This is a genomic window from Streptomyces sp. NPDC051310 (genome assembly GCF_044455245.1).
Taxonomy (GTDB): Bacteria; Actinomycetota; Actinomycetes; order Streptomycetales; family Streptomycetaceae; genus Streptomyces.
In genome coordinates this window covers 98,982-117,158 of the sequence record NZ_JBITEO010000014.1, presented here as the reverse complement: position 1 = coordinate 117,158, position 18,177 = coordinate 98,982, and the positions used below count along the sequence as shown (strand labels likewise).

General features: G+C 72.7%; 19 protein-coding genes. 9 read left to right on the top strand and 10 right to left on the bottom strand.

The annotated features are described in order from the left end of the window. The first annotated feature begins 33 nt into the window (after window positions 1-33). Entirely contained in the window at window positions 34-651 is a 618-nt protein-coding gene (locus ACIA79_RS21505; protein WP_399429944.1) for a hypothetical protein, read from the top strand. 64 nt (window positions 652-715) lie between these two features. Here ACIA79_RS21505 and ACIA79_RS21500 read toward each other — a convergent pair whose 3' ends face one another. Together ACIA79_RS21500 and ACIA79_RS21495 are read right to left on the bottom strand one after the other, a co-directional pair. Further along, complete coding sequence (locus ACIA79_RS21500) at window positions 716-1,042, bottom strand: hypothetical protein (RefSeq protein ID WP_399429943.1); 327 nt, start codon at window positions 1,040-1,042, stop codon at window positions 716-718. A 185-nt stretch (window positions 1,043-1,227) separates the two neighbouring features. Then, window positions 1,228-1,914 (bottom strand): LysE family translocator, encoded by a 687-nt coding sequence (locus ACIA79_RS21495; RefSeq protein ID WP_399429942.1) that lies wholly within the window; start codon window positions 1,912-1,914, stop codon window positions 1,228-1,230. Between the two features lie 483 nt (window positions 1,915-2,397). Between ACIA79_RS21495 and ACIA79_RS21490 the strand changes: the two genes are divergently transcribed. Further along, window positions 2,398-2,817 carry an SSI family serine proteinase inhibitor gene (locus tag ACIA79_RS21490; RefSeq protein WP_399429941.1) on the top strand — a complete coding sequence of 140 codons (420 nt, stop codon included), beginning with the start codon at window positions 2,398-2,400 and terminating at the stop codon, window positions 2,815-2,817. Between the two features lie 97 nt (window positions 2,818-2,914). On the opposite strand, the gene ACIA79_RS21485 is transcribed toward ACIA79_RS21490, so the two are convergent. The 3 genes from ACIA79_RS21485 to ACIA79_RS21475 all read right to left on the bottom strand — a co-directional run bounded on the left by ACIA79_RS21485 (window position 2,915) and on the right by ACIA79_RS21475 (window position 6,407). Further along, window positions 2,915-4,117, bottom strand: a complete 1,203-nt coding sequence (locus ACIA79_RS21485) for an NAD(P)/FAD-dependent oxidoreductase (RefSeq protein ID WP_399429940.1) — start codon at window positions 4,115-4,117, stop codon at window positions 2,915-2,917. 155 nt (window positions 4,118-4,272) lie between these two features. After that, complete coding sequence (locus tag ACIA79_RS21480) at window positions 4,273-5,217, bottom strand: RNA polymerase sigma-70 factor (protein ID WP_399429939.1); 945 nt, start codon at window positions 5,215-5,217, stop codon at window positions 4,273-4,275. Window positions 5,218-5,303: 86 nt separating this feature from the next. Then, window positions 5,304-6,407 carry a hypothetical protein gene (locus ACIA79_RS21475; RefSeq protein WP_399429938.1) on the bottom strand — a complete coding sequence of 368 codons (1,104 nt, stop codon included), beginning with the start codon at window positions 6,405-6,407 and terminating at the stop codon, window positions 5,304-5,306. A 453-nt stretch (window positions 6,408-6,860) separates the two neighbouring features. On the opposite strand from ACIA79_RS21475, the gene ACIA79_RS21470 reads away from it, so the two are divergent. Together ACIA79_RS21470 and ACIA79_RS21465 are read left to right on the top strand one after the other, a co-directional pair. Continuing rightward, window positions 6,861-7,031 carry a hypothetical protein gene (locus tag ACIA79_RS21470; RefSeq protein WP_399429937.1) on the top strand — a complete coding sequence of 57 codons (171 nt, stop codon included), beginning with the start codon at window positions 6,861-6,863 and terminating at the stop codon, window positions 7,029-7,031. Window positions 7,032-7,331: 300 nt separating this feature from the next. Then, window positions 7,332-7,631, top strand: a complete 300-nt coding sequence (locus ACIA79_RS21465; RefSeq protein WP_399429936.1) for a DUF6506 family protein — start codon at window positions 7,332-7,334, stop codon at window positions 7,629-7,631. A 126-nt stretch (window positions 7,632-7,757) separates the two neighbouring features. Here the strand turns inward: ACIA79_RS21465 and ACIA79_RS21460 are convergent, their stop codons facing one another. Both ACIA79_RS21460 and ACIA79_RS21455 read right to left on the bottom strand, forming a co-directional pair. Next, window positions 7,758-8,720: a YihY/virulence factor BrkB family protein gene (locus tag ACIA79_RS21460; protein WP_399429935.1), complete on the bottom strand. Its 963-nt coding sequence runs from the start codon at window positions 8,718-8,720 to the stop codon at window positions 7,758-7,760. 258 nt (window positions 8,721-8,978) lie between these two features. Then, window positions 8,979-10,739 carry an NlpC/P60 family protein gene (locus ACIA79_RS21455; RefSeq protein ID WP_399429934.1) on the bottom strand — a complete coding sequence of 587 codons (1,761 nt, stop codon included), beginning with the start codon at window positions 10,737-10,739 and terminating at the stop codon, window positions 8,979-8,981. 443 nt (window positions 10,740-11,182) lie between these two features. Between ACIA79_RS21455 and ACIA79_RS21450 the strand changes: the two genes are divergently transcribed. After that, window positions 11,183-12,079 (top strand): arginase family protein, encoded by an 897-nt coding sequence (locus ACIA79_RS21450; protein WP_399429933.1) that lies wholly within the window; start codon window positions 11,183-11,185, stop codon window positions 12,077-12,079. A gap of 31 nt (window positions 12,080-12,110) precedes the next feature. Here ACIA79_RS21450 and ACIA79_RS21445 read toward each other — a convergent pair whose 3' ends face one another. Beyond that, complete coding sequence (locus ACIA79_RS21445) at window positions 12,111-13,400, bottom strand: serine hydrolase domain-containing protein (protein WP_399429932.1); 1,290 nt, start codon at window positions 13,398-13,400, stop codon at window positions 12,111-12,113. A gap of 67 nt (window positions 13,401-13,467) precedes the next feature. Then, on the bottom strand, window positions 13,468-14,364 hold the full coding sequence (locus ACIA79_RS21440; RefSeq protein WP_399429931.1) for an alpha/beta hydrolase: 897 nt from the start codon (window positions 14,362-14,364) through the stop codon (window positions 13,468-13,470). A 211-nt stretch (window positions 14,365-14,575) separates the two neighbouring features. Here ACIA79_RS21440 and ACIA79_RS21435 point away from each other — a divergent pair, with 211 nt between their 5' ends. Further along, on the top strand, window positions 14,576-15,292 hold the full coding sequence (locus tag ACIA79_RS21435) for a hypothetical protein (RefSeq protein WP_399429930.1): 717 nt from the start codon (window positions 14,576-14,578) through the stop codon (window positions 15,290-15,292). A 497-nt stretch (window positions 15,293-15,789) separates the two neighbouring features. Here ACIA79_RS21435 and ACIA79_RS21430 read toward each other — a convergent pair whose 3' ends face one another. Continuing rightward, window positions 15,790-16,449 (bottom strand): PH domain-containing protein, encoded by a 660-nt coding sequence (locus ACIA79_RS21430; RefSeq protein ID WP_399429929.1) that lies wholly within the window; start codon window positions 16,447-16,449, stop codon window positions 15,790-15,792. A gap of 113 nt (window positions 16,450-16,562) precedes the next feature. Here ACIA79_RS21430 and ACIA79_RS21425 point away from each other — a divergent pair, with 113 nt between their 5' ends. The 3 genes from ACIA79_RS21425 to ACIA79_RS21415 all read left to right on the top strand — a co-directional run bounded on the left by ACIA79_RS21425 (window position 16,563) and on the right by ACIA79_RS21415 (window position 18,110). Beyond that, on the top strand, window positions 16,563-17,186 hold the full coding sequence (locus ACIA79_RS21425) for a TetR/AcrR family transcriptional regulator (protein WP_399429928.1): 624 nt from the start codon (window positions 16,563-16,565) through the stop codon (window positions 17,184-17,186). 130 nt (window positions 17,187-17,316) lie between these two features. Then, window positions 17,317-17,688: a hypothetical protein gene (locus ACIA79_RS21420; RefSeq protein WP_399429927.1), complete on the top strand. Its 372-nt coding sequence runs from the start codon at window positions 17,317-17,319 to the stop codon at window positions 17,686-17,688. Window positions 17,689-17,759: 71 nt separating this feature from the next. Then, on the top strand, window positions 17,760-18,110 hold the full coding sequence (locus ACIA79_RS21415) for a DUF6233 domain-containing protein (protein WP_399429926.1): 351 nt from the start codon (window positions 17,760-17,762) through the stop codon (window positions 18,108-18,110). Window positions 18,111-18,177: the final 67 nt, after the last annotated feature.

The following is an 18,177-nucleotide window of genomic DNA, read 5'->3' as shown; positions in this document are numbered from 1 at the left end:
GGACGTGGACGATCCCTGTGTCACAGTCCTCGCATGTCCAACGGCATCGCATACCCCGTATTCCGTACCCGTGACTCCGCGCTCGCCTTGGCAATGGCTCGCCGGATGGTGGCGTTCGGTGTCCAGCCCTGCTCCGAGGTGTCCGTTGAGGCCGAGATCTCTTCGCTGCCCGAGGTGCAGCGGATGCGTACTGCCCTTCCCGAGGCGTGGTTCACGAGCTGGACGGCACCGCAGGACGCGGAGGACGACGTCCTGGACCTCGCACGGTCGGTTCCTGCCGGTGAACTGCCCGACGACCTGGCCGCGGCGGAGGAGTACCTGCCTCTTACCGTCTCGATGCCGGATCAGCCCGTGGGGAGCGTCGAAGACCACTTCACGGCAGTGGTCGGGCCTCACCCGGCGGCGATCCGCTGGTCCGCACTGATGTGGCCGGCGGCGCCCGAGCGCGACCTGTACGGCGAGGGCAAGCACGCCGAGGTGACCCTCCTGCTGAACTGCGACTCCATCGCGTTGGACGCCCCCGCCGAAACGCATCTGGTTCTCGTTCACGTTCGTCGCCGCAACCGTGACGGTTACGAGGACCGCTTCGCGCAGTGGCTTGCCGAGCGGATCGGACAGCAGGTGGTCGGGCCTCCTCAGGACGGAGGATGACGGCTCCGGGAGGGGTTTTCCCCACCACTGCCCATGTGCGGCACGTCGCGGAACCGGCGGGGTCTCAGCCCCCCACCAGCCGGTGGACGAGGAGCGCCGAAGCGCCGGCCAGGAGTGCGATCACCCAGATGGCGACCAGCGGCTGCCGCCCCCTCGCCAGTGCCTTCACCGTGGCGACGACCTCGACGGCTGCCCCGAGCACGCCGAGGGACCCGATGACCGCCGCCGTCCAGTAGGCCCAGGCGTGCTCGCCGATGAAGCGCAGCAGCATCAGGGCAGGACCGAGGAACACGACAGGCCACGTGTTGCTGCTCAGCGAGGGTTCCGCGGGCTTGGTACGCCCGTCCTTCGTCCCGGCATCGGGCGTACCGGCCTCCGGCATCGTCCCCACTCCCCCGTTCCGTCATGATCAAGATCTGGCATCCCCTACGACGTCGGGAGCGGCCGTCAGGTTGCCTGCGGACGACAGGAACGATCAACGCCCGTACGCGCCCGCCTGTTCGCCCGAGCGCCGGCCCGCCGCACAGGCCCGTGTGCGACCGGACGGGACTCTCCACGCCTGCGTGGCCTGCGCGTTCAGGCGGCCGCGGCGACCCCGATGCCTAGGGCGATGAAGAGCCAACCGGTGGTGAGTTCCCAGCGGTGGCGGACCGTCGGCCGGTCGAGCAGGGACCGCAGCCGGGCGGCGACGTGGACGAGGCCGAACCAGTAGACGACCCCGATGAGGACGTCCAGGACGCCGAGGAAGAAGATCTGCCGGGTCGGCGAGCCGCCGGCGTCGACGAACTGCGGCAGGATGCTGAGGAAGAACAGCGCGGCCTTCGGGTTGAGCACGTTGGTGAGGAAGCCCTGGCTGAAGCCGGACCGCCGCCCGCCCGGCACGCCCGCGCCCGCCGCCTCCGGCAGCCCGGCCGGGGAAGGGGCGCCGTCCTCGGCCGCGCCCGACGCCTCCCCGTCCGCACGCCGCCGCTTTCGCACGGCCCGCCGGGCGGCGAGCACCGCCCGCACCCCCAGGTACACGAGGTAGGCCGCGCCCAGCAGTTTGACCGCGTCGTACACCGCCGGGGAACGGGCGGCGACCGCCGACAGCCCGACAGCGGCGGCGAGCATGTGCACGCACAGCCCGGCCTGCGCACCCAGCGCGGCCGCCCGCCCCTTCGACGGATGCTCGGCCGCCGCTCTCACCACCACGACGAAGTCGGGGCCGGGAACCACGTACGCCACCAGCACCACGCCGAGGAAACCGATGAGGTCGACCGACATGCGCCCTCCTTCGTCCGCCCGCCCACCCGGCCGCGCTGCGGTCGACCACCCGTCAGGGCGGGGCGGGACGGGGCCATGCGCTTCCCGTACCCGCGGACAGCCCGGACAGGCGCCGCGCCCGGGACGACGGACCTTTCGGCCCCCGATTGCCGTATCCGGAGGGCCGTCCTTGCGGGGATAGCGACGCTATTCGGTCAGCTTGGATGGATGTTGGATGAACGCGCCGCGACGGAGAGCAGGTCAGCGGCCTTCGCACGGCTGTCACGTCGGGGTATCACGGTGCGTCCGGAGGTGATCACGTACCGCGCGCAACCCGCCTGAGCTGCCTGAACGACCATTCGGTCGCCGATAATCGAACGGGTTGTCTGTAAATCGGTCATGGATGTGCGCGCAACTTTCACACCCGACAGACTCTGCGACGTACAGCCCACAAAGCACAGGCAAGTCCAGCCTCTACCCTTCGAATTGAAAGAGAGTGTCGCCGTGCGTCGCCACATCGCTGCCGTCTCCGCCGCTACCCTTCTGACCCTGGCCTGCGCCGCCGGTGTCGCGGAAGCGCAGCCCACCAGCCTGTACGCCCCCTCCGCCGTGGTCCTCACCGTCGCCCAGGGCGGGGAGGACGGCACCGTCGTACGGGCGGCCACCCTCAGCTGCGCGCCGAGCGCGCAGGGAACGCACCCCGACCCCAAGGCCGCCTGTGCGGCACTCGCCGCCACCGCCGGCACCCTCGACACGCTCCTGGCCACGCCGGACACCGACCGCGCCTGCCCGATGCACTACGACCCCGTCACCGTCACCGCGGACGGTGTGTGGCAGGGCAAGCGCATCTCCTGGAAGCACAGCTTCTCCAACGCGTGCGTCATGGCCACGACCCTCAACGGGAACGCCGTCTACGCGTTCTGATCCGTCCGTCCTGCCCGGGACGCCGGTCACGGACGGAAGCGGGCGCCCCTCGCGGGCGCCCGCTTCACCGTGTGCGTCCGGCGTCGAGGACCGGGCGTCAGGCCGACACCTCGACCGCGGAGCGCGTCGTGGCCACCGCCTCCCCCACCACCCGGCGGCGGCGGACCGGCAGGCCGAGGGTCGGATGGGCCACGCCCCAGGCCGCGCCCTTGCAGACCAGTTCCTTGTAGACGGCGGCGAGCCGGCCGGTCAGAGCCGCGTCGACGGCCCGGTCGTCGGCGGTGACGTACTGGATGAGACCTTCCTTGCGGCCCAGCGAGATGCACTGGTTGAAGTAGCGGATCGGCATGTCCGGGACCTTCCCGCCCGTCAGGCGCGCGGCGATGGCGTCGGCGGCCTGCCACGCGGCGGGGACGCCCGAGGCGCACGACATCCTCAGGGGCTTGTCGCCCGGGCCCATCGCCATGGCCGCGTCGCCGACGGCGTACACGTCCGGGTGGGAGACCGAGCGCATGGTCCCGTCGACCACGATCTGCCCCGTCCCGGTGGTCTCCAGGGCGGTGGCCCGCGCGATCGGGTGGACCGCGAAGCCGGTGGTCCACACGGTGACCGCCGCCGGGATCGCCTCGCCGCCGGCGGTGGTGACGCGGTCGGCTCCGACACCGGTGACCGCGGCGTTCTCGTGCACGGTGATGCCGAGCCGGTCGCAGGTCTTCCGCAGGTGCCGGCGGCCCTTGTCCGAGAGCCAGTCGCCGAGCCCGCCGCGGGTGGCGAGGGAGACAGCGAGGTCCGGACGGGCCTCGGCGAGTTCGGTCGCGGCCTCCAGACCGGTGAGCCCACCGCCGACGACGACCACGGACTGCCCGGCGTCCAGGCCCGCCAGCCGCTCGCGCAGCCGGAGCGCCCCGGGGCGGCTCGCGATCTCGTAGGCGTGCTCGGCGGCGCCGGGCACCCCGTGGTCGTGCCAGCCGCTGCCGAGGGCGTACACGAGGGTGTCGTACTCCAGCTCCTCGGCGCCGCCGTCCGCGCCGACGACGGCGACCGCCCTGCGGTCGACGTCGACGCCGGTGACCTGCGCGAGCTTCAGCTCGACGCCGGTGCCCCGGAACATCTCGCGGAAGGGCCGGGGCCGCAGGTGCCGGCCGGCCGCAAGCTCGTGCAGCCGGACCCGCTCGACGAAGTCCGGTTCGGCGTTGACGAGCGTGATGGTGACGTCGTCATGGTGCAGCCGCTTGGCGAGGCGGCCGGCCGCGACGGCTCCGGTGTATCCGGCGCCGAGAACGATGATGCGGTGCTGCATTTCCTGCTCCTGTCTGCGGGTCCCGACCTGTGTTCTGCGCGGTGACGCCCCTTGAACCGGGCAGCCCGCCGTTTCCTGACAGGAACGTGATGTGAACCGGATCACATCGGGATCAGCAGCACCTCACCTCACGATCGGGACCACACCCGGCGGGGTCAGAAGGCGTGGAACAGGGGTTCGCCGTGTTCGCCGGCCGCCCACACCTCGGTCGCGCGCTCCAGCTTGTCGGGGTTGGCCTGGCTGCGGAACGCGGCAATGCCCTCGGCGGTGATCTCCAGGCACACGATGCCGACGACCCGGCCGTCGACGACCGCCACGATGGCGGGGTCGCCGTTGGCGGACGTGACGTAGATCCCGGGCGAGCCGCCGACCCAGGCACGCTTGGACCGTGCGGGCATGAACAGCCCCCGCATGAACTTCGCGACCGCGACGGCGCCCTCGAACGCCTTGGTCCGCGCCGGGACCTTCCCGCCGCCGTCGCCGATCGCGATGGCGTCGCTCCTGAGCAGCTGCACGAGCGGCTCGGTCTTCCCGCTGGTGGCGGCCGCCAGGAACTCCTCGACGATCCGCCGGGCGGCGGCCTCGTCGACCTCGCTGCGGGCCTTGCCGTCCGCGATGTGCTTCTTGGCGCGATGGTAGATCTGCTGGCAGGCGGCCTCGGTGAGGTCGAGGATGTCGGCGATCTCCCGGTGCGGGTAGTCGAACGCCTCCCGCAGCACGTACACAGCCCGCTCGTTGGGCGACAGCCGCTCCATGAGCGTGAGGACCGCGTACGAGACCGACTCACGCTGCTCCGCGGTGTCGGCCGGGCCGAGCATCGGGTCCCCGTCGAGGAGCGGTTCCGGGAGCCACTGGCCCACGTACGTCTCGCGCCGCGACCGGGCCGACGTGAGCTGATTGAGGCACAGGTTGGTGAGGACCTTCGTCAGCCAGGCCTCGGGGACCTCGATGCGCTCGACGTCGGCGGCCTGCCAGCGCAGGAATGCCTCCTGTACGGCGTCCTCCGCCTCGCTCGCGGAGCCGAGGAGGCGGTAGGCGATGGCTTCCAGACGGGGCCTCGCGGCCTCGAACCGGTTCACGTCCTTCGTGGTCAGCGGCATGGCCGGATCCTAACCGGCCACCGCGGAGGTCGTCGGCGGCGGCCGGGGCCGCGACGCCCGGCACCCGCTTTCCGCCTGCCCCGCGGTCAGCAGTCCGGGACCGTGCCCCACCCCGTGTCGACGTAGGCGGCGGGGACGAAGCCGTCCAGTTCCGGATCGTTCTTGATGAGGTACCAGACGCCTTCGCGTCCGGGCGGGCCGGTGTAGGCGCCGCCCACGGGGACGACACGGCCGGAGACCCTGCATCGCACCGCGACGTGGTGGCCCAACGGGTAGACAGCCGTTCGCCATTCGGGACCGTCGTCCGTGGGCGTCCGGTAGGCCTCCACGGCTCCCGAGTCCGGTGCCCCGCCCTCGCCGTCCTTGGACCAGGCGATCTCACCCGGGACGACGTGCTCGGGTTCCGGAGCGGGTGGCCGGGTCCTCCCCGGCGGCGGCGTGAACGGCGGTGGCTCGACGCGCCGTTCGCTCCCCGGGCTGGAGGGCACCGGCCGGCTCTCCGTGGCATCGGCGTCTGCGCGGTGGGAGCGGGTGGCGCGCGGAGGAACGGCGTCCGGTGTCCCGGGCGGCGTACGCGGCGCGGTGCCCGTGGCGGAAGGTGACACCGTGAGGTTCGGGGACGGGGTGGGGCTGTGGAGGGCCCCGGGTGACGCGGACGAACTCGGCGCGGACGGTTTGGCGCTCCTCCCCGGGTCGGCACCGGTCAGGACGAGGGCCAGGGCCGACACAGCCGTCATGAGCGTGACCGCGGCAGCACCGGGGATGGTGATCCGCTTCCGCTTCCACCAGGGCCGGGCCGCGGGTGCGGGGGCCGGCGTGCTCTCCGGCCCGGTCAGGACGGTGAAGCGGCCGGGAGAACCTCCGCATGCCTGATACGCCGCTGCCCACTCCCTCACGAGGTCGTCCGTCGGGAGCCGCAGCTCCACGGCGGCGATCCGGACGAGGAGTTCGACCTGCGGCCAGGCGGGCGGCCCGGTCCGTCTGTCGCTCGTCAGGGCATGCCACGTCCCCTTCGACGGTGACGCCTTCATCCCGGGAACGTCGCCCCGGCGGACGACCGGATCGCCGAGACCCTGCAACTCGTCGAACGTCCGTTTCGTCGACTCCTTCAAGGCGCGTAACGCGGTGCGGTAGGACTGCCAGTCCTCCGGTCCCGCCTTGCTCAGCCTGTCCCGCCACGTCTCCGCCATCGCCTGCGAACCTCCGCGCTGTCATCCAGGTCACCAGAATCGCGGATGTCGCCGCCCTTGCGGCTCCGCGGAGCGGCACCGCCGTACCAAGTTTGTTCAAACGCGCCGGGTGCGGAGGCCCTCACCTGGGCGAACTCCCCCGGCCGCGCACGAAATCATCCAGCTACGGAGGTGGTCTGGCGTGAACCGGTCGCCGAACGCTCTGCTCCTCCTACGCCGCTTCCCGCGGCTGGGCCGGGCCCGGCCAGGGCCCGGTTTCAGGACGTACGAGCAAGGACGGATACCGCCATGACCGACCCGACCCTCACACCCCGCCCCCGACCCGGACCCGGACCCGGGCCCGGGCCGGGGCCCGCACCCGCACCCGCACCCGCACCCGCGCCCGCGCCCGCGGCGGGTCCCGCATCCGCACCGGCACCGGCACCGGGCGCTCCGGATCAGGCCAAGAAGGTCATGGCGATCATCATCGCGCTCCTCTGCGGCACGGTCGCCGGTCTGTTCGCCTACCTGCTGGGGCGTCACCTCGGAGCCACACCGCTGGAGGGCCTGGGCTGCTCGGGTATCTCCTTCCTCGCCGTCACCGGTCTCGTGAAGGCGATCGAGGAGAAGGTCGGCGTCCTCTGAAGCCCTCGGCGGTGCGGCCGGCCGGGGACGGTGCATGCCCGTCACCGGCGCTGCCGCCGGGCGGGGGCGCGTACGGCATCGGCGTCCGCTCCCGCCGGACGAGCCGCGTCCGCGGGCTGCGGCACGGCGGGTCCGGACAGGTCCGGTCCCCCGGCTCCGGCCCGCCGCTCCGTCGTACCCGGCCGGTAGGGACCACCCGGGCTGCGACGCGGATCACTCACTGCCCGTCCCGGATCCGGGCCATTCCCTCCCCGACTCTGCTTGGCTGGTGACTCCGATGATCACAGGAGGTCGATACGCATGGCGCTCACGCACTGGGGATTCATCTACACGGCGGACGGCAGCGCGGCAGGCGGCGCTGTCAGCGTCGTGGACACGGGGAAGTGCCGCAGTGTGTTCGTCGGGGTGGAGAAGCCCGAGGAGGGCATCGAGGTCGCGCGGCGCCTGGTGGCCGAGGGCGCGCAACTGATCGAGCTCTGCGGGGGGTTCGGGCCGGTATGGGCCGGGCGTGTCATCGAGGCGATCGACGGCGCGGTCCCCGTGGGCACGGTCGGCTACGGACCCGAAGCGGTCGATCAGGTGCACGCGATCTTCTCCTGATGCGTGCCGGCCCCTCCCCTCCGCAGGGGCCGGCCCAGGTCGCACGTCCCAGCCGGCGCGGTCCTCCTCGCGCAGCAACCCGATTGCGATCATGGTCGGCCATGATGGCACGAGCCGTGGTCCTCGTCAGCGGCCCGGGCCCGGGTCCGGATGGACGGCTTGCGTGATGCCCGCGCGTGCCGCCTCCAGCTGAGCGGCGAATGCGACGCCCAGGAACAGGGCGATCCCGGTCACGTTGGCCCACAGCAGCAGTGCGACGAACGCGGTCAGGGGCCCGTAGACGGCTCCGAAGGAGCCGCTCCGGCTGACGTAGAGGGCGAGGAGACTCGTGGCGCCGGTCCACAGCAGGAGGTGAACCCCCGATCCGAACACGAGCCAGGTGTAACCGGGTTGGTCGCGGCGCGGTGCCCAGCGGAAGATGACGGCCGAGGCCAGTGCCGCCAGGACGATCCCGACCGGGAGGTGCAGGTTCTCCCACCAGGTGAGCACGGCGGGCGGCCAGTGGAGCGCCTGGACCACCGCTTGTCCGATGTCCTTCCCGGCGACCATGGCGAGGAAGCCGCCGCCCAGCGGGAGGCCGGCGCACAGGGCGAGGAGTATTCCCCTGCCGTACTTGGCGGCGAAGGGACGGTCCCGCTCGATGCCGTAGATGCGGTTGCAGCCGCGTTCGATCTGTCCCATGGCCGACGCCAGGTTGACCACGGCGAACCCCATGCCCATCCACATCGCGATCGCGCCGGCCGTGTCCCCGGCGCTGCGCCGGGTGTCGGCGAGGGCCTGGCGTACGACTTCCGCGCTGGTGCCCGGCACGATGCGGGCCAGGGCCAGCTCGACGGCCTTGCCGAGTGCTTCCGTGTGCACGGTGGTGGTGATCCCGACGAGGGCGATGGTGAACGGCACGATGCCCAGCACCACCTGGTACCCGAGGGAACGGGCGAAGCTGAACCCGTCGGCGTAGCGGAATCGTGCGAAGGAGTCGACGAGGAGCTTGCGTCCGCCGTAGTGCCGCAGCGCGGTGAACGCCTCGTCGCCCGACAATTCCTCACCGAGCATGTCCCGCGTCTGCGGTACGTGTACGACCGTGCCCATGGAGCCCTTCCTGCGTGGCGCCCGGGCTCCTCGGTGGAGCCCTCCGCGCGGGTGCGGTCCACACTGCGTCCCGCGGGGTCCGCGCCCTTGCGTCCTCCGCGACCGCGTGTGGTTGTTCGTCCTCGAACCAGTACCCCGGCACGCCAATTGCGCACTGGTGAAAACGGCGGCGGCGCCGTGGCGCCCTTCCCGGCCGCCCGCCCAGGGTGCCGCCGCAGCCCGGGAGTGGGCAGTGCGGCGGCACCCTGGGCGCGGAGGTCAGATGCGGTGCACCGTGTGCAGCTTCTTCGCGTAGGTGCCGGTTCCGTCCAGGAGCGAGGCGCCGCCCAGGTCGGACATGGTGGGGCCGTTGATGGTCTTGCGGCTGGAGAGGAAGCGGCGCTTGCCGGCCGCGTCCTTGCCCAGGTAGATGCCGACGTGATCGACCGTGATCGTCGGGTTGTCGTCACCCGAGTCGGCGTTGAAGAGGACCAGGTCACCCGGTTGCAGCAGCGCCGCGGCGGGCGGCGTCGTGCCGTCGGCCGTGCGGTCGATCCGCACGCCGGGCGCGTACTCCACCATGTTCCGCGACTTGCGCGGGATGCGGGTCCCGGACGTGTCCTCGCCCGCGGCCATCGGGACACCCATGTGGTAGCCGTAGACCATGCGGGTGTAGCCGGAGCAGTCGAGGTTGCCGACCTGCTTGCTGGAGGGGCCGGTGTACGTTCCGTCGGGGAAGGTCCAGCCGACGTTCATGTACTCGTGGAAGTCGGCGCCCTCGTAGCGGTAGCCCTGCGGGTCGAGGTAGCCGTAGCCCGACTCGCCCAGGACCTGCTTGTCCTTGGCGGGACCGGCACCGCTGGTCACCGCCGGCGCGCCGGCGAGGAACATCGCCGCGTACGCGAGGACGTCCGGCACGGTGGAGCCGGCCCATCCCCGTATGACCTGCTCCAGTTGCGGGGTCCAGGTGCCGTCGAAGGGCTCCGGGAGCACGCGCACCCAGTCGCCGTGCGTGACGCTCGGCGGCGTCGCCCAGTTGGCGGCGTCCACCTCGAAGCGGCTGACGAGCAGCTTGACGGGAAGGTTGGTGCAGCCGTCGTTGGCGAGCGCGCGCAGGCCGACGCGGCCCGTGGCGAAGGTGGAGTCGGTGACGTCCACGGCCCACGCGGACGGCTCCGTGGAGGCGGAGCGCCACGCCTTGACCTGGATGCGGGCGCCCTGGCGGCGTACCCGGATCGTCCAGTCGGTGCCCGCGGGCACGCCCGTCGCGAGGGTGACGGCCGCGGTCAGCTGGGTGACCGTGTCGGTGACCTCCTTCTCGACCCGCAGTTCGACCGCGCCGGTGGTGAGGAAGGACAGGCGGGCCCGGTAGTTGTTGTGGGTGTCCTGGTAGCCGAAGGACAGGGCGTACGAGCAGGCCTGGCCGGCGGGCACCTTGTCGAAGCGGGCCACGGACCGCACGTCGACGTCGGTGATCTCGTCGTCGCGCAGGGTGGCGTGGCGGCTGGCGAAGTCGGTGGTGAGGGCGATGACGCCGGTGCCCGGCACGACCGAGTAGTCGGTGTCGGCGGGACCGAGGGTGGACCAGCTGCCGCCGCCCGGGGAGGTGCCCCAGTACTGGCGGTCCGCGAGCGGCAGCGACACGTCGGGCAGCGTGCGCTGGAAGTCGTCCACGAACGGCTTCTTGTTCTCGGTGAACGTCCGCGTCGGGCCGGGCAGGACGACGGTCCGCGCGCCGTGCGTCAGCAGCGCCACGCGCTTGCCGCCGGAGGTGACCTCGGTGCGGGCCGGGGTGCCGGGAAGCACGGTGGCGGTGAGCGGAGTGTTCAGCGTCACCGGGGCGAAGTACGACGCGTTCAGCGGGGGCAGCGTCACGGAGGAACGGGCCGAGGTCAGGCCGGCCGGGCCGGGGAAAGGATCGACGGGGACAGGTGCCGGCCCGGCGGCCCGGGCGGGGGTGGCGACGACACCGCTCAGCGGGACGGTGGCGGCCGAGGCCGCGAAGAGGGCGAGCAGGCTGCGCCGTGAGGTGTGAGACATGACGTCATGATCCGTGCACGTCCGGTGAAGAGATGCATCGCCCCTGGTCGAAGCCCGTTCTTATGCCGGGCGCGCAGTAAGTCCCGATGTAGCGGTTTCGCATGACTGATCATCTCATCGGATGACATGCTCGGCGGGGTGGCCGAGCCGGCGCCGGGCGCAGGTTGTGTCAGCGGGGGGTTCGGAAGGGGGTTGCCGCTCGGTGGGTGCCGCACCGCTCGGTGGCGACCGCGGGCACCGACGGACACGGGTGCGCGTCGGGGCTCGGACGCGGGCTCCGCGGCCTACGGGGCCGCCGGGCTGCCGGGGCCGCCGGAGCCGCCGGGTCGCCCGGGTCGACGGGTCGGCTCGCCGTACCGTCCGCTCCGGGGGACCATGCACCGGGGCGGGGTGTCGGAGAGCCCGTCGGTTCACCCGACCGACCGCCGGCGAAGGAGTCGGACGTGCAGGAGCTGATGATCATCGAGGCGCCGTCCGTACTCGGGTTGCGTCCGTCCGGTGTCCAGGATCTGCCGGCGGCTCTGTTCGCGGCGGGGCTGCAGGACCGTCTGGGGGCGGTGCGGGCCGGCCGGGTCGCAGCGCCGGCGTACGACCCGGAGCGGGACGAGGCCACCGGGATCCTCAACCCGGCCGGCATCGCGCGCTGCTCCGCCCGCCTGGCCGACGTGGTCGGCGGTGTCCTGGACCGCGGCGGCTTCCCCGTGGTCCTCGGCGGCGACTGCACCATCCTGCTCGGCAACCTCCTCGCCCTGAAGCGCCGGGGACGCTACGGCCTGCTGTTCCTCGACGGCCACACCGACTTCTACCAGCCGTCGGCGGAACCGGCCGGGGAGGCGGCCTCGATGGAACTCGCCCTGGCCACGGGCCGGGGCCCGCGGATGCTCGCCGACCTCGAAGGCCGTGGGCCCCTGCTCCGGGACGAGGACGTCGTCGCCTTCGGCTTCCGTGACACCGCCGAGTCCGCCGAGGCCGGGATGCAGCCGCTCCCGCCTCGCCTGCACGCGATCGACCTCGACGGCGTGCGCGCGGCCGGCGCCGCTGCGGCGGCGCACCGGGCGGTCGGCCTTCTCACCGCCGGCGGGAGCGCCGGGTTCTGGGTCCACCTGGACGTCGACGTCCTGGACGACGCCCTCATGCCGGCCGTCGACTACCGCCTGCCCGGCGGGCTGTCGTGGCCGGAGCTGGAGCGTGTGCTGCGGACGGCGCTGGCGGACGAGCGAGCCGTCGGTCTCGACGTCACCATCTTCAACCCCCGCCTCGACCCCGGAGGAACCATCGCCGCCCGGCTCGCCGAGTGCCTCGGCCGCGGGCTGTCCGCGCGCACGGACCACGGAGGCTGAGCCCGGGGACGACCCGGGCACGGCCATCCGGTTACGGCACGGCCACGCGGGCCTTCGCGGCCTGCTCCGCCCGGGCGTCACCGTCATCGCACATCGCCTGCCCGAGCAGCGTCAGCAGCGCGTCGTCGATGGGGTGGTGCTGCGGCGTTCCCGAGGAGTCCATCCGGTTCCACCTCTGGAGGTTGACGGCGACGGACATGCGGCGCTCGCCGTCGGCACGGGTCAGGGACACCGTTCCCGCTCCCCAGACCGATCCGTCATGGCCCCAGAAGGTGCCGCACTCGCCGAGGTCGACCTTGTGCAGGCCGAGGCCGTACTCGATCGTCGATCCGTCCAGGGCGCGGACGGGCAGGGTGCGCTGCATCTGCTCCAGCGACGACCGGTCGACGATCCTGCCGTCGAGCAGCATGCCGTAGAAGCGGTTGAGATCCTCCATGGTCGACACCAGGGCGGCCCCCGTCCACGTCCAGGACGGGTCGTAGACGCTGTAGTCACGCGGCGGGGAGACCAAGCCGTGGAGCGCCTCGTACATCTTCGGGTGCGGGCCCCTGATGCGCGGCCCGGTCGGGAACGAGGTGTGCCGGAGGCCGGCGCGCTGGATGACGTTGCGGGTGATGTACTCCTCGGCCGTCGTACCGGTCACCCGTTCCAGGAGCAGGCCGAGGAGCAGGTAGTTGGTGTTGGAGTACACGCCCGTGGGGCCGCCGGGCTCGCCGGCGGGAGGGGCCGCCAGGCCCATCTCGACCAGCTCGGCCGGGCGGAACCGCCGGAACCGGTTGTCGTCCAGGCTCCGGGGCGAGACGTCCGGCTCGGAGGGGAACCCCTGCAGGGACGGGAAGGCGTAGGGGAGGTAATCGGGAAGCCCGCTGGTGTGGTTGAGCAGCATCCGGACCGTGATCTTCCGCCCCCGCTCCCCCGGCACCAGCCGCGGCAGATAGCGGCCGATCGGCGCATCGAGCTCGATGCGGCCCTGCTCGACCTGCTGCATGACCGCGGCGGCGGTGAAGGTCTTGGTGACACTGCCGATGCGCTGCCGCATGTCCGGCCTGACGGGTCGACCGGTGCCGACGTCGGCGACCCCCGCGGCGCCGCGCCACGACGTGCCGCCGTCGCGCACCTCGGCGAATACCCCGGGCACCCCCGCGTGGTGGACACCGTCCAAGGCGGACTCCAGCGCGGCGGGATCCAGGCCGGCCGACGGGCCCGCGCTGCCGACGACCGGGTCGGTCCCGGTCCGTTCGGGCGCGGGAGCCGCCGCCGTCGTGCCCGCGCACACACTGAGCGCGGCCACGCTCGCACAGAGCACCGTGCGGATCTTCATGACGTTCGTCCTCTCGTGATCGATGAGCGCGACGGGGACTCTCCCCGTGCTGTTCGGTGTCCCCGGCTCACGCGGCCAGCGCGCGGCGCAGCACTGCGGCGAGCTCGGCGATCTGCCGCTGCGAGACCTCGGCGGACAGGATCGCCTGTGAACCGTGGAAGGTTCCGGGCCACTGGTGGAGCTCGACCGGAACGCCGGCCCGCAGCAGGCGCAGTGCGTACTCGATGCCTTCGTCGCGGACCGGGTCGAACTCCGCGGTCGCGATGTAGGCCGGTGGCAGGCCGGACAGGTCGGTGGCCCGGGCCGGGGCGGCGTACGGTGTGGCGGGCCGGGAGCCCAGGTAGTACCGCCACACCGCGGTGAGCGTGTCGCGATCGTGCCAGGGCGTGTCGGTGAAGGTGCACTGCGACCACGTCTCCTGCCGGTCGTCGAGCCCGGGCTGGTTGAGCAGCTGGAAGCGGATCGGCGGCCCCTGCTCGTCGCGCGCCCGCAGCGACACCGCGGCCGCAAGGCCCGCGCCGGCGCTGTGGCCGCCGACCGCGATCCGCTCCGGGTCGATGCCGAGGTCGGCCGCGTGCTCGGCGGTCCACTTCAGTACGGCGCAGGCGTCGTCGAAAGCCGCCGGGAACGGGTGCTCGGGCGACCGCCGGTAGTCCACCGAGATCACCACGGCACCGGAGCCGAGGGCGAGCCGGGTGGCCCACGGGTACTCGGTGTCCAGGTCGCCGAAGACGAATCCGCCGCCGTGCAGCCAGACGATGGCGCCCCGTGCCTGGTGCGGGCGGTGAATCCGCACCGCCACGTCCGGATCGGCGGCCACCGTGCGGTCCTCGGTCTCCAGGCCCGTGGTGTCCGGCGCCGGAACCGCGGCGGCACGCTCCGCGAAGTTCTTGCGCGCGGCGACCGGATCGGCCAGGTCGGGCTTGGGGAGGAACGGTATGAACGCTTCGAGTTCGGGATCCATGACGACCATCCTCACCGCCGTCGCCCGGGGGTTCACCCGCCATCCGTCGCGCATCCCCGCCCGAACACGCGCCGTTCGGCGCGCACCGCACGCGCCTGCCGCGGGCGGCCTGTCGGGCCGGGAGGTGAGTACGCGTACTCATGCCCGGGGACGTCACGGCTCCTACCGTGAGCCTGACTTCGGTACGGGGCGCAGAGGTGCGGAGGAACGCATGGGACACGGCACGTCAGGGGCAGCCGCACGGCACGGCTCCGGCCACCGGGGCAGGCCTGCCGCCCTGGCGGCTGCGGTCGCCCTCGCGGCGTTGGCCCTCGGCGCCTGCGGCACGGAGCGCGTGACGACGGGGGAGGCGGGCACGGCGGGCGGGACGGTGACCGACGGGGCCACGACCGGCGGGACCGCCACCGACGGGACGACAGCCGACGGGCGCACGTCCGACGGGACCGCGACCGGCGGGCGGGACACCGGCCCGAGTCCCTCGGTGAGGTCCCCGTACGCGGAGCCGGGGGCCGGTGACGGCGCCCCGCACTACCGCGAGAACAACGGCTTCCGTATCCCCGGCGACATGTCCGCCGCCGGCGCCGAGGACGCCCGGCGGGAGGCCGACCGCATCGAGCCGGTGTTCAAGAGGCTGTGGCAGCAGCGGACGTGGGACCCGAAGTCGGTCCGCGCCGCGATGCTCGAGCTCGGGTACGAGGAGGAGCGCTTCGACGCCCGGGGGAACCGGCTCGGCGGGATCCTGCGTGTCGAGCCGATGAGCCCGCGCTACGTGAACGGCCGGTACGTCCGGCCCGAGGGTGCGCGGGTGGGTCTGCGCGTCCGGGACGACGCCTGCGTCACCGCGTTCGTGCAGCGGAGCAACTACGAGGTGTCGGTCAACGGTCCCTACCTGGAGACGGGTTGCTTCCAGCCGCCGACCGGGCACTGAGAGACGGCGGTCGCCCGTGCCGCGCATCGCCCGGTCCCCGGCCGGTCGTCCGGGGACGAGTCGGAACGCCTGGAACGCCTCGAAGGGCGGCTCGAACGGCGGATCGGGCAAGCGGAGGGCCTTGCAGCGCCTCACCGGCTCGGTAGCGGGACCGGCAGCGGTGCCGACCGTCGTCACGGGATCGCCGGGGAAGGCGTCCGGGATCACCGTCCACCCCAGGTTCCGCTCGTAGTAGCGCACCGCGGTGCGCACGGACGGCGTCCAGTAGGCGGTCGCCATCGCGCCCGGGCACCGTGATTGTCTTGAAGTCCGCCTGGCGGTCCCGCGTCCGCGGGGGCCCCTCCTGCGCGAGCCGGCGGCGTGCCTCGCGGACCCGGCTCCTGCGTTCGTCCGTCCTCATCGTGCTGACGCGCCCCATGGTGCGATCGCCCCGCGTCCGGTCTCCTCACTTGATCCGGTGCGGGCGGCGGGCCGCCGCCAGGCGTCGGCGCGGTGGCTCACGCGGCGCCCTCCTGGGAGCCGCCGTCGCGCCGCGGACCGCCGACAGCGGCAGCCGGGCCGGCAGTGGCGGACGAGGCGGCAGCGGCAGCCGGGGCGGTACGGCCGTCGCGGGTGCCGCGGCCTTCGTGGGTGCCGCCGCCCTCGCGGGCGGCTCGGCCTTCGTGGGCGGCTCGGCCGATGAGCCGTGACAGCTCCTCGGCGTCGGCCTCGGTCAGACCCGCGATCTTGATGTCGCCGGCGGTCGAGGCGGTGGTGACGGTCAGCGTCGCCAGGCCGTACCGGCGCTGGATCGGCCCGCGGACCGTGTCGACCGTCTGCACCTGGGACAGCCGGGCGATCCGGCGCCACTGCCATATCCAGCCGCCGGCTGCGTAGACGGCGTACGTGCCGAGCTCCCAGGTGTGGGCCGCGTACCGGCGGCGTGGCATGAGGAGCAGGTAGCCGAGCGCGGGTGCGACGAGGGTGATCAGCAGGAGCGGGGCGAGCCAGGGCAGCGCGCCGGCGAAGAAGAGCACCGAGAGCAGGCCGAGCGTGAGCGTGGTCAGCAGCATCGGCCCGCTCACCAGCAGGAATGCCTGGACGGTCCACCAGCGGCGGGCCTGCGGAGCGACCCGGTGACGGGGCGGCCGCAGGCGGGGAACGGGAGGAGAGGACATGGATCGACCGCTTTCCAAGTCAGTTGTATTGGATGCCGATAGGCTACAACGGTACAAGTGACTTGCAAAAGCGGCCGGCTCCCGCCCGCCGCACGGGAGAGTGAGGTCGTACGGTGCCCAAGAAGGTGGACCACGAGGCCAGACGCCTGGAGATCGCCGAGGCACTCCTGCGCATCGCGAGTACGCGCGGCCTGGACGGCGTGAGCCTGCGCGACGTGGCAGCCGAGGCGGACATCTCCCTGGGCAGGCTGCAGCACTACTTCCGCACCAAGGACGAGATGCTGCTCTTCGCCCTGCGCCACATCAACGCCCTGGCCGAACAGCGGATCCGCGAACGCATCGGAGCCCTCCCGGCGACCCCGGGACAGGAGCCGCCGCCGCGGGCCGTCCTGCGCGAGTGCCTGGTGGGCATGCTGCCGCTCGACGAGAAGAGCAGGGTGGGCGCGCTGGTGGGCGCGGCGTACTTCGCGCGCGCGATCCACGACGAGCGCCTGCGGGGGGAGGCCCGGGAAGGGATCCCGCAGCTGGCGGGCCTCTTCACGGAGCTCCTGCGCAACGCCCGGGAGCGGGGGGAGCTGGCGGGCGGACGGGCGCTCGACCCGCGGACCGAGGCCATGCTGCTGATCAGCCTGGTCGACGGCCTGACGGCTTACACACTGCTCGGGGTGCACACGAGCGAGGAGGCCCTGGAGCGGCTGGACGCGCACCTGGACCGGATCTTCGGGAGCAGCGACTGACCCCCCGCCACGGGACATCCGCGGCAGCAGGGGGCGGCCGGCACCACCGACACGCGATCACCGCGCGTGAGGGAGTACCGCCGTCGATCCGAACGAATCAAACGAATCGAACAGGCGTATGATTCTGGCCATGGCTGGAACCGCATTCCCCGATGACCTGCGTGCCGCGCAGAGCCGCCTCCACCGGGCGACCTCCGAGCTGGCCGCACTGCTGCGGGCACTGCCGTGGAGCGTCGAGCCCGCGCCCGGTTGGCCCGGCACCCGCCACCCGTACACCGGCGAGGTCACCGGCGGCCGCGCACCCAGCCCCGGCTGGACCCGGGACCAGCAGGACGCGGTCGAGCGGCTGCGCAGCGAGTGCACCGACCTGTCCGTCCGTATCACCACCCACCCCTTCTGGAGCACCGTCGAGGCCGGACGGCGCGTACCGACCCGCACCGAGCTGAAGCAGGTGACCAAGCCGGCCCCCGCGCCGGCGCTCGACATCACCGAAGCCGCCTGAGACCGCAGGAAACCTGTGGAAACCGCCGGAAACCGCCTTCCGTCCGCATCGACGTCCGACAGGACCGGGACATGTCCGACGCTTTGCCCTCCCCCTATCCGCCCGACGACGAACGGCTCGCCGCCATCGAGGCCTACCTGACCGTGCAGCTGCTGTACGTACGGGCGGAGCGCGCCGCCCTGGCGCGTCGGCGGGCCATTCAGGAGCGGACCGCTCCGCCGCCTCCGCCCCCCTTCCGGATCCAGCGCAGCGTCGACCACTCACGGAGCCCCGTCCAGGTCCACCTCGGCACCTGCAAGCTCGCGGGCAGGGCCGCGACCAGCGCCTCCGCGGACGCGGCGCGGCGAGCGCTCGCCGAGCAGGTGAGGGCCTGCGCGGTCTGCCGGCCCGACACCGAGCTGGGCATCCTCGACGCCGGGTGAGCGGTGCTCGCCGGCCTCCGCCCGGAGCGGACTCCGTCGGCGTACGGCCGTCCGGCGCCGCCTGGAC

Excerpts from the sequence above, each read along its gene's own strand:
- ACIA79_RS21475 (WP_399429938.1), bottom strand. The coding sequence starts at position 6,407 with ATGGCGGAGACGTGGCGGGACAGGCTGAGCAAGGCGGGACCGGAGGAC.
- ACIA79_RS21440 (WP_399429931.1), bottom strand. The coding sequence starts at position 14,364 with ATGGATCCCGAACTCGAAGCGTTCATACCGTTCCTCCCCAAGCCCGAC.
- ACIA79_RS21485 (WP_399429940.1), bottom strand. The coding sequence starts at position 4,117 with ATGCAGCACCGCATCATCGTTCTCGGCGCCGGATACACCGGAGCCGTC.
- ACIA79_RS21455 (WP_399429934.1), bottom strand. The coding sequence starts at position 10,739 with ATGTCTCACACCTCACGGCGCAGCCTGCTCGCCCTCTTCGCGGCCTCG.
- ACIA79_RS21470 (WP_399429937.1), top strand. The coding sequence starts at position 6,861 with ATGGCGATCATCATCGCGCTCCTCTGCGGCACGGTCGCCGGTCTGTTC.
- ACIA79_RS21445 (WP_399429932.1), bottom strand. The coding sequence starts at position 13,400 with ATGAAGATCCGCACGGTGCTCTGTGCGAGCGTGGCCGCGCTCAGTGTG.
- ACIA79_RS21430 (WP_399429929.1), bottom strand. The coding sequence starts at position 16,449 with ATGTCCTCTCCTCCCGTTCCCCGCCTGCGGCCGCCCCGTCACCGGGTC.
- ACIA79_RS21415 (WP_399429926.1), top strand. The coding sequence starts at position 17,760 with ATGTCCGACGCTTTGCCCTCCCCCTATCCGCCCGACGACGAACGGCTC.
- ACIA79_RS21420 (WP_399429927.1), top strand. The coding sequence starts at position 17,317 with ATGGCTGGAACCGCATTCCCCGATGACCTGCGTGCCGCGCAGAGCCGC.
- ACIA79_RS21460 (WP_399429935.1), bottom strand. The coding sequence starts at position 8,720 with ATGGGCACGGTCGTACACGTACCGCAGACGCGGGACATGCTCGGTGAG.
- ACIA79_RS21495 (WP_399429942.1), bottom strand. The coding sequence starts at position 1,914 with ATGTCGGTCGACCTCATCGGTTTCCTCGGCGTGGTGCTGGTGGCGTAC.
- ACIA79_RS21465 (WP_399429936.1), top strand. The coding sequence starts at position 7,332 with ATGGCGCTCACGCACTGGGGATTCATCTACACGGCGGACGGCAGCGCG.
- ACIA79_RS21435 (WP_399429930.1), top strand. The coding sequence starts at position 14,576 with ATGGGACACGGCACGTCAGGGGCAGCCGCACGGCACGGCTCCGGCCAC.
- ACIA79_RS21480 (WP_399429939.1), bottom strand. The coding sequence starts at position 5,217 with ATGCCGCTGACCACGAAGGACGTGAACCGGTTCGAGGCCGCGAGGCCC.
- ACIA79_RS21505 (WP_399429944.1), top strand. The coding sequence starts at position 34 with ATGTCCAACGGCATCGCATACCCCGTATTCCGTACCCGTGACTCCGCG.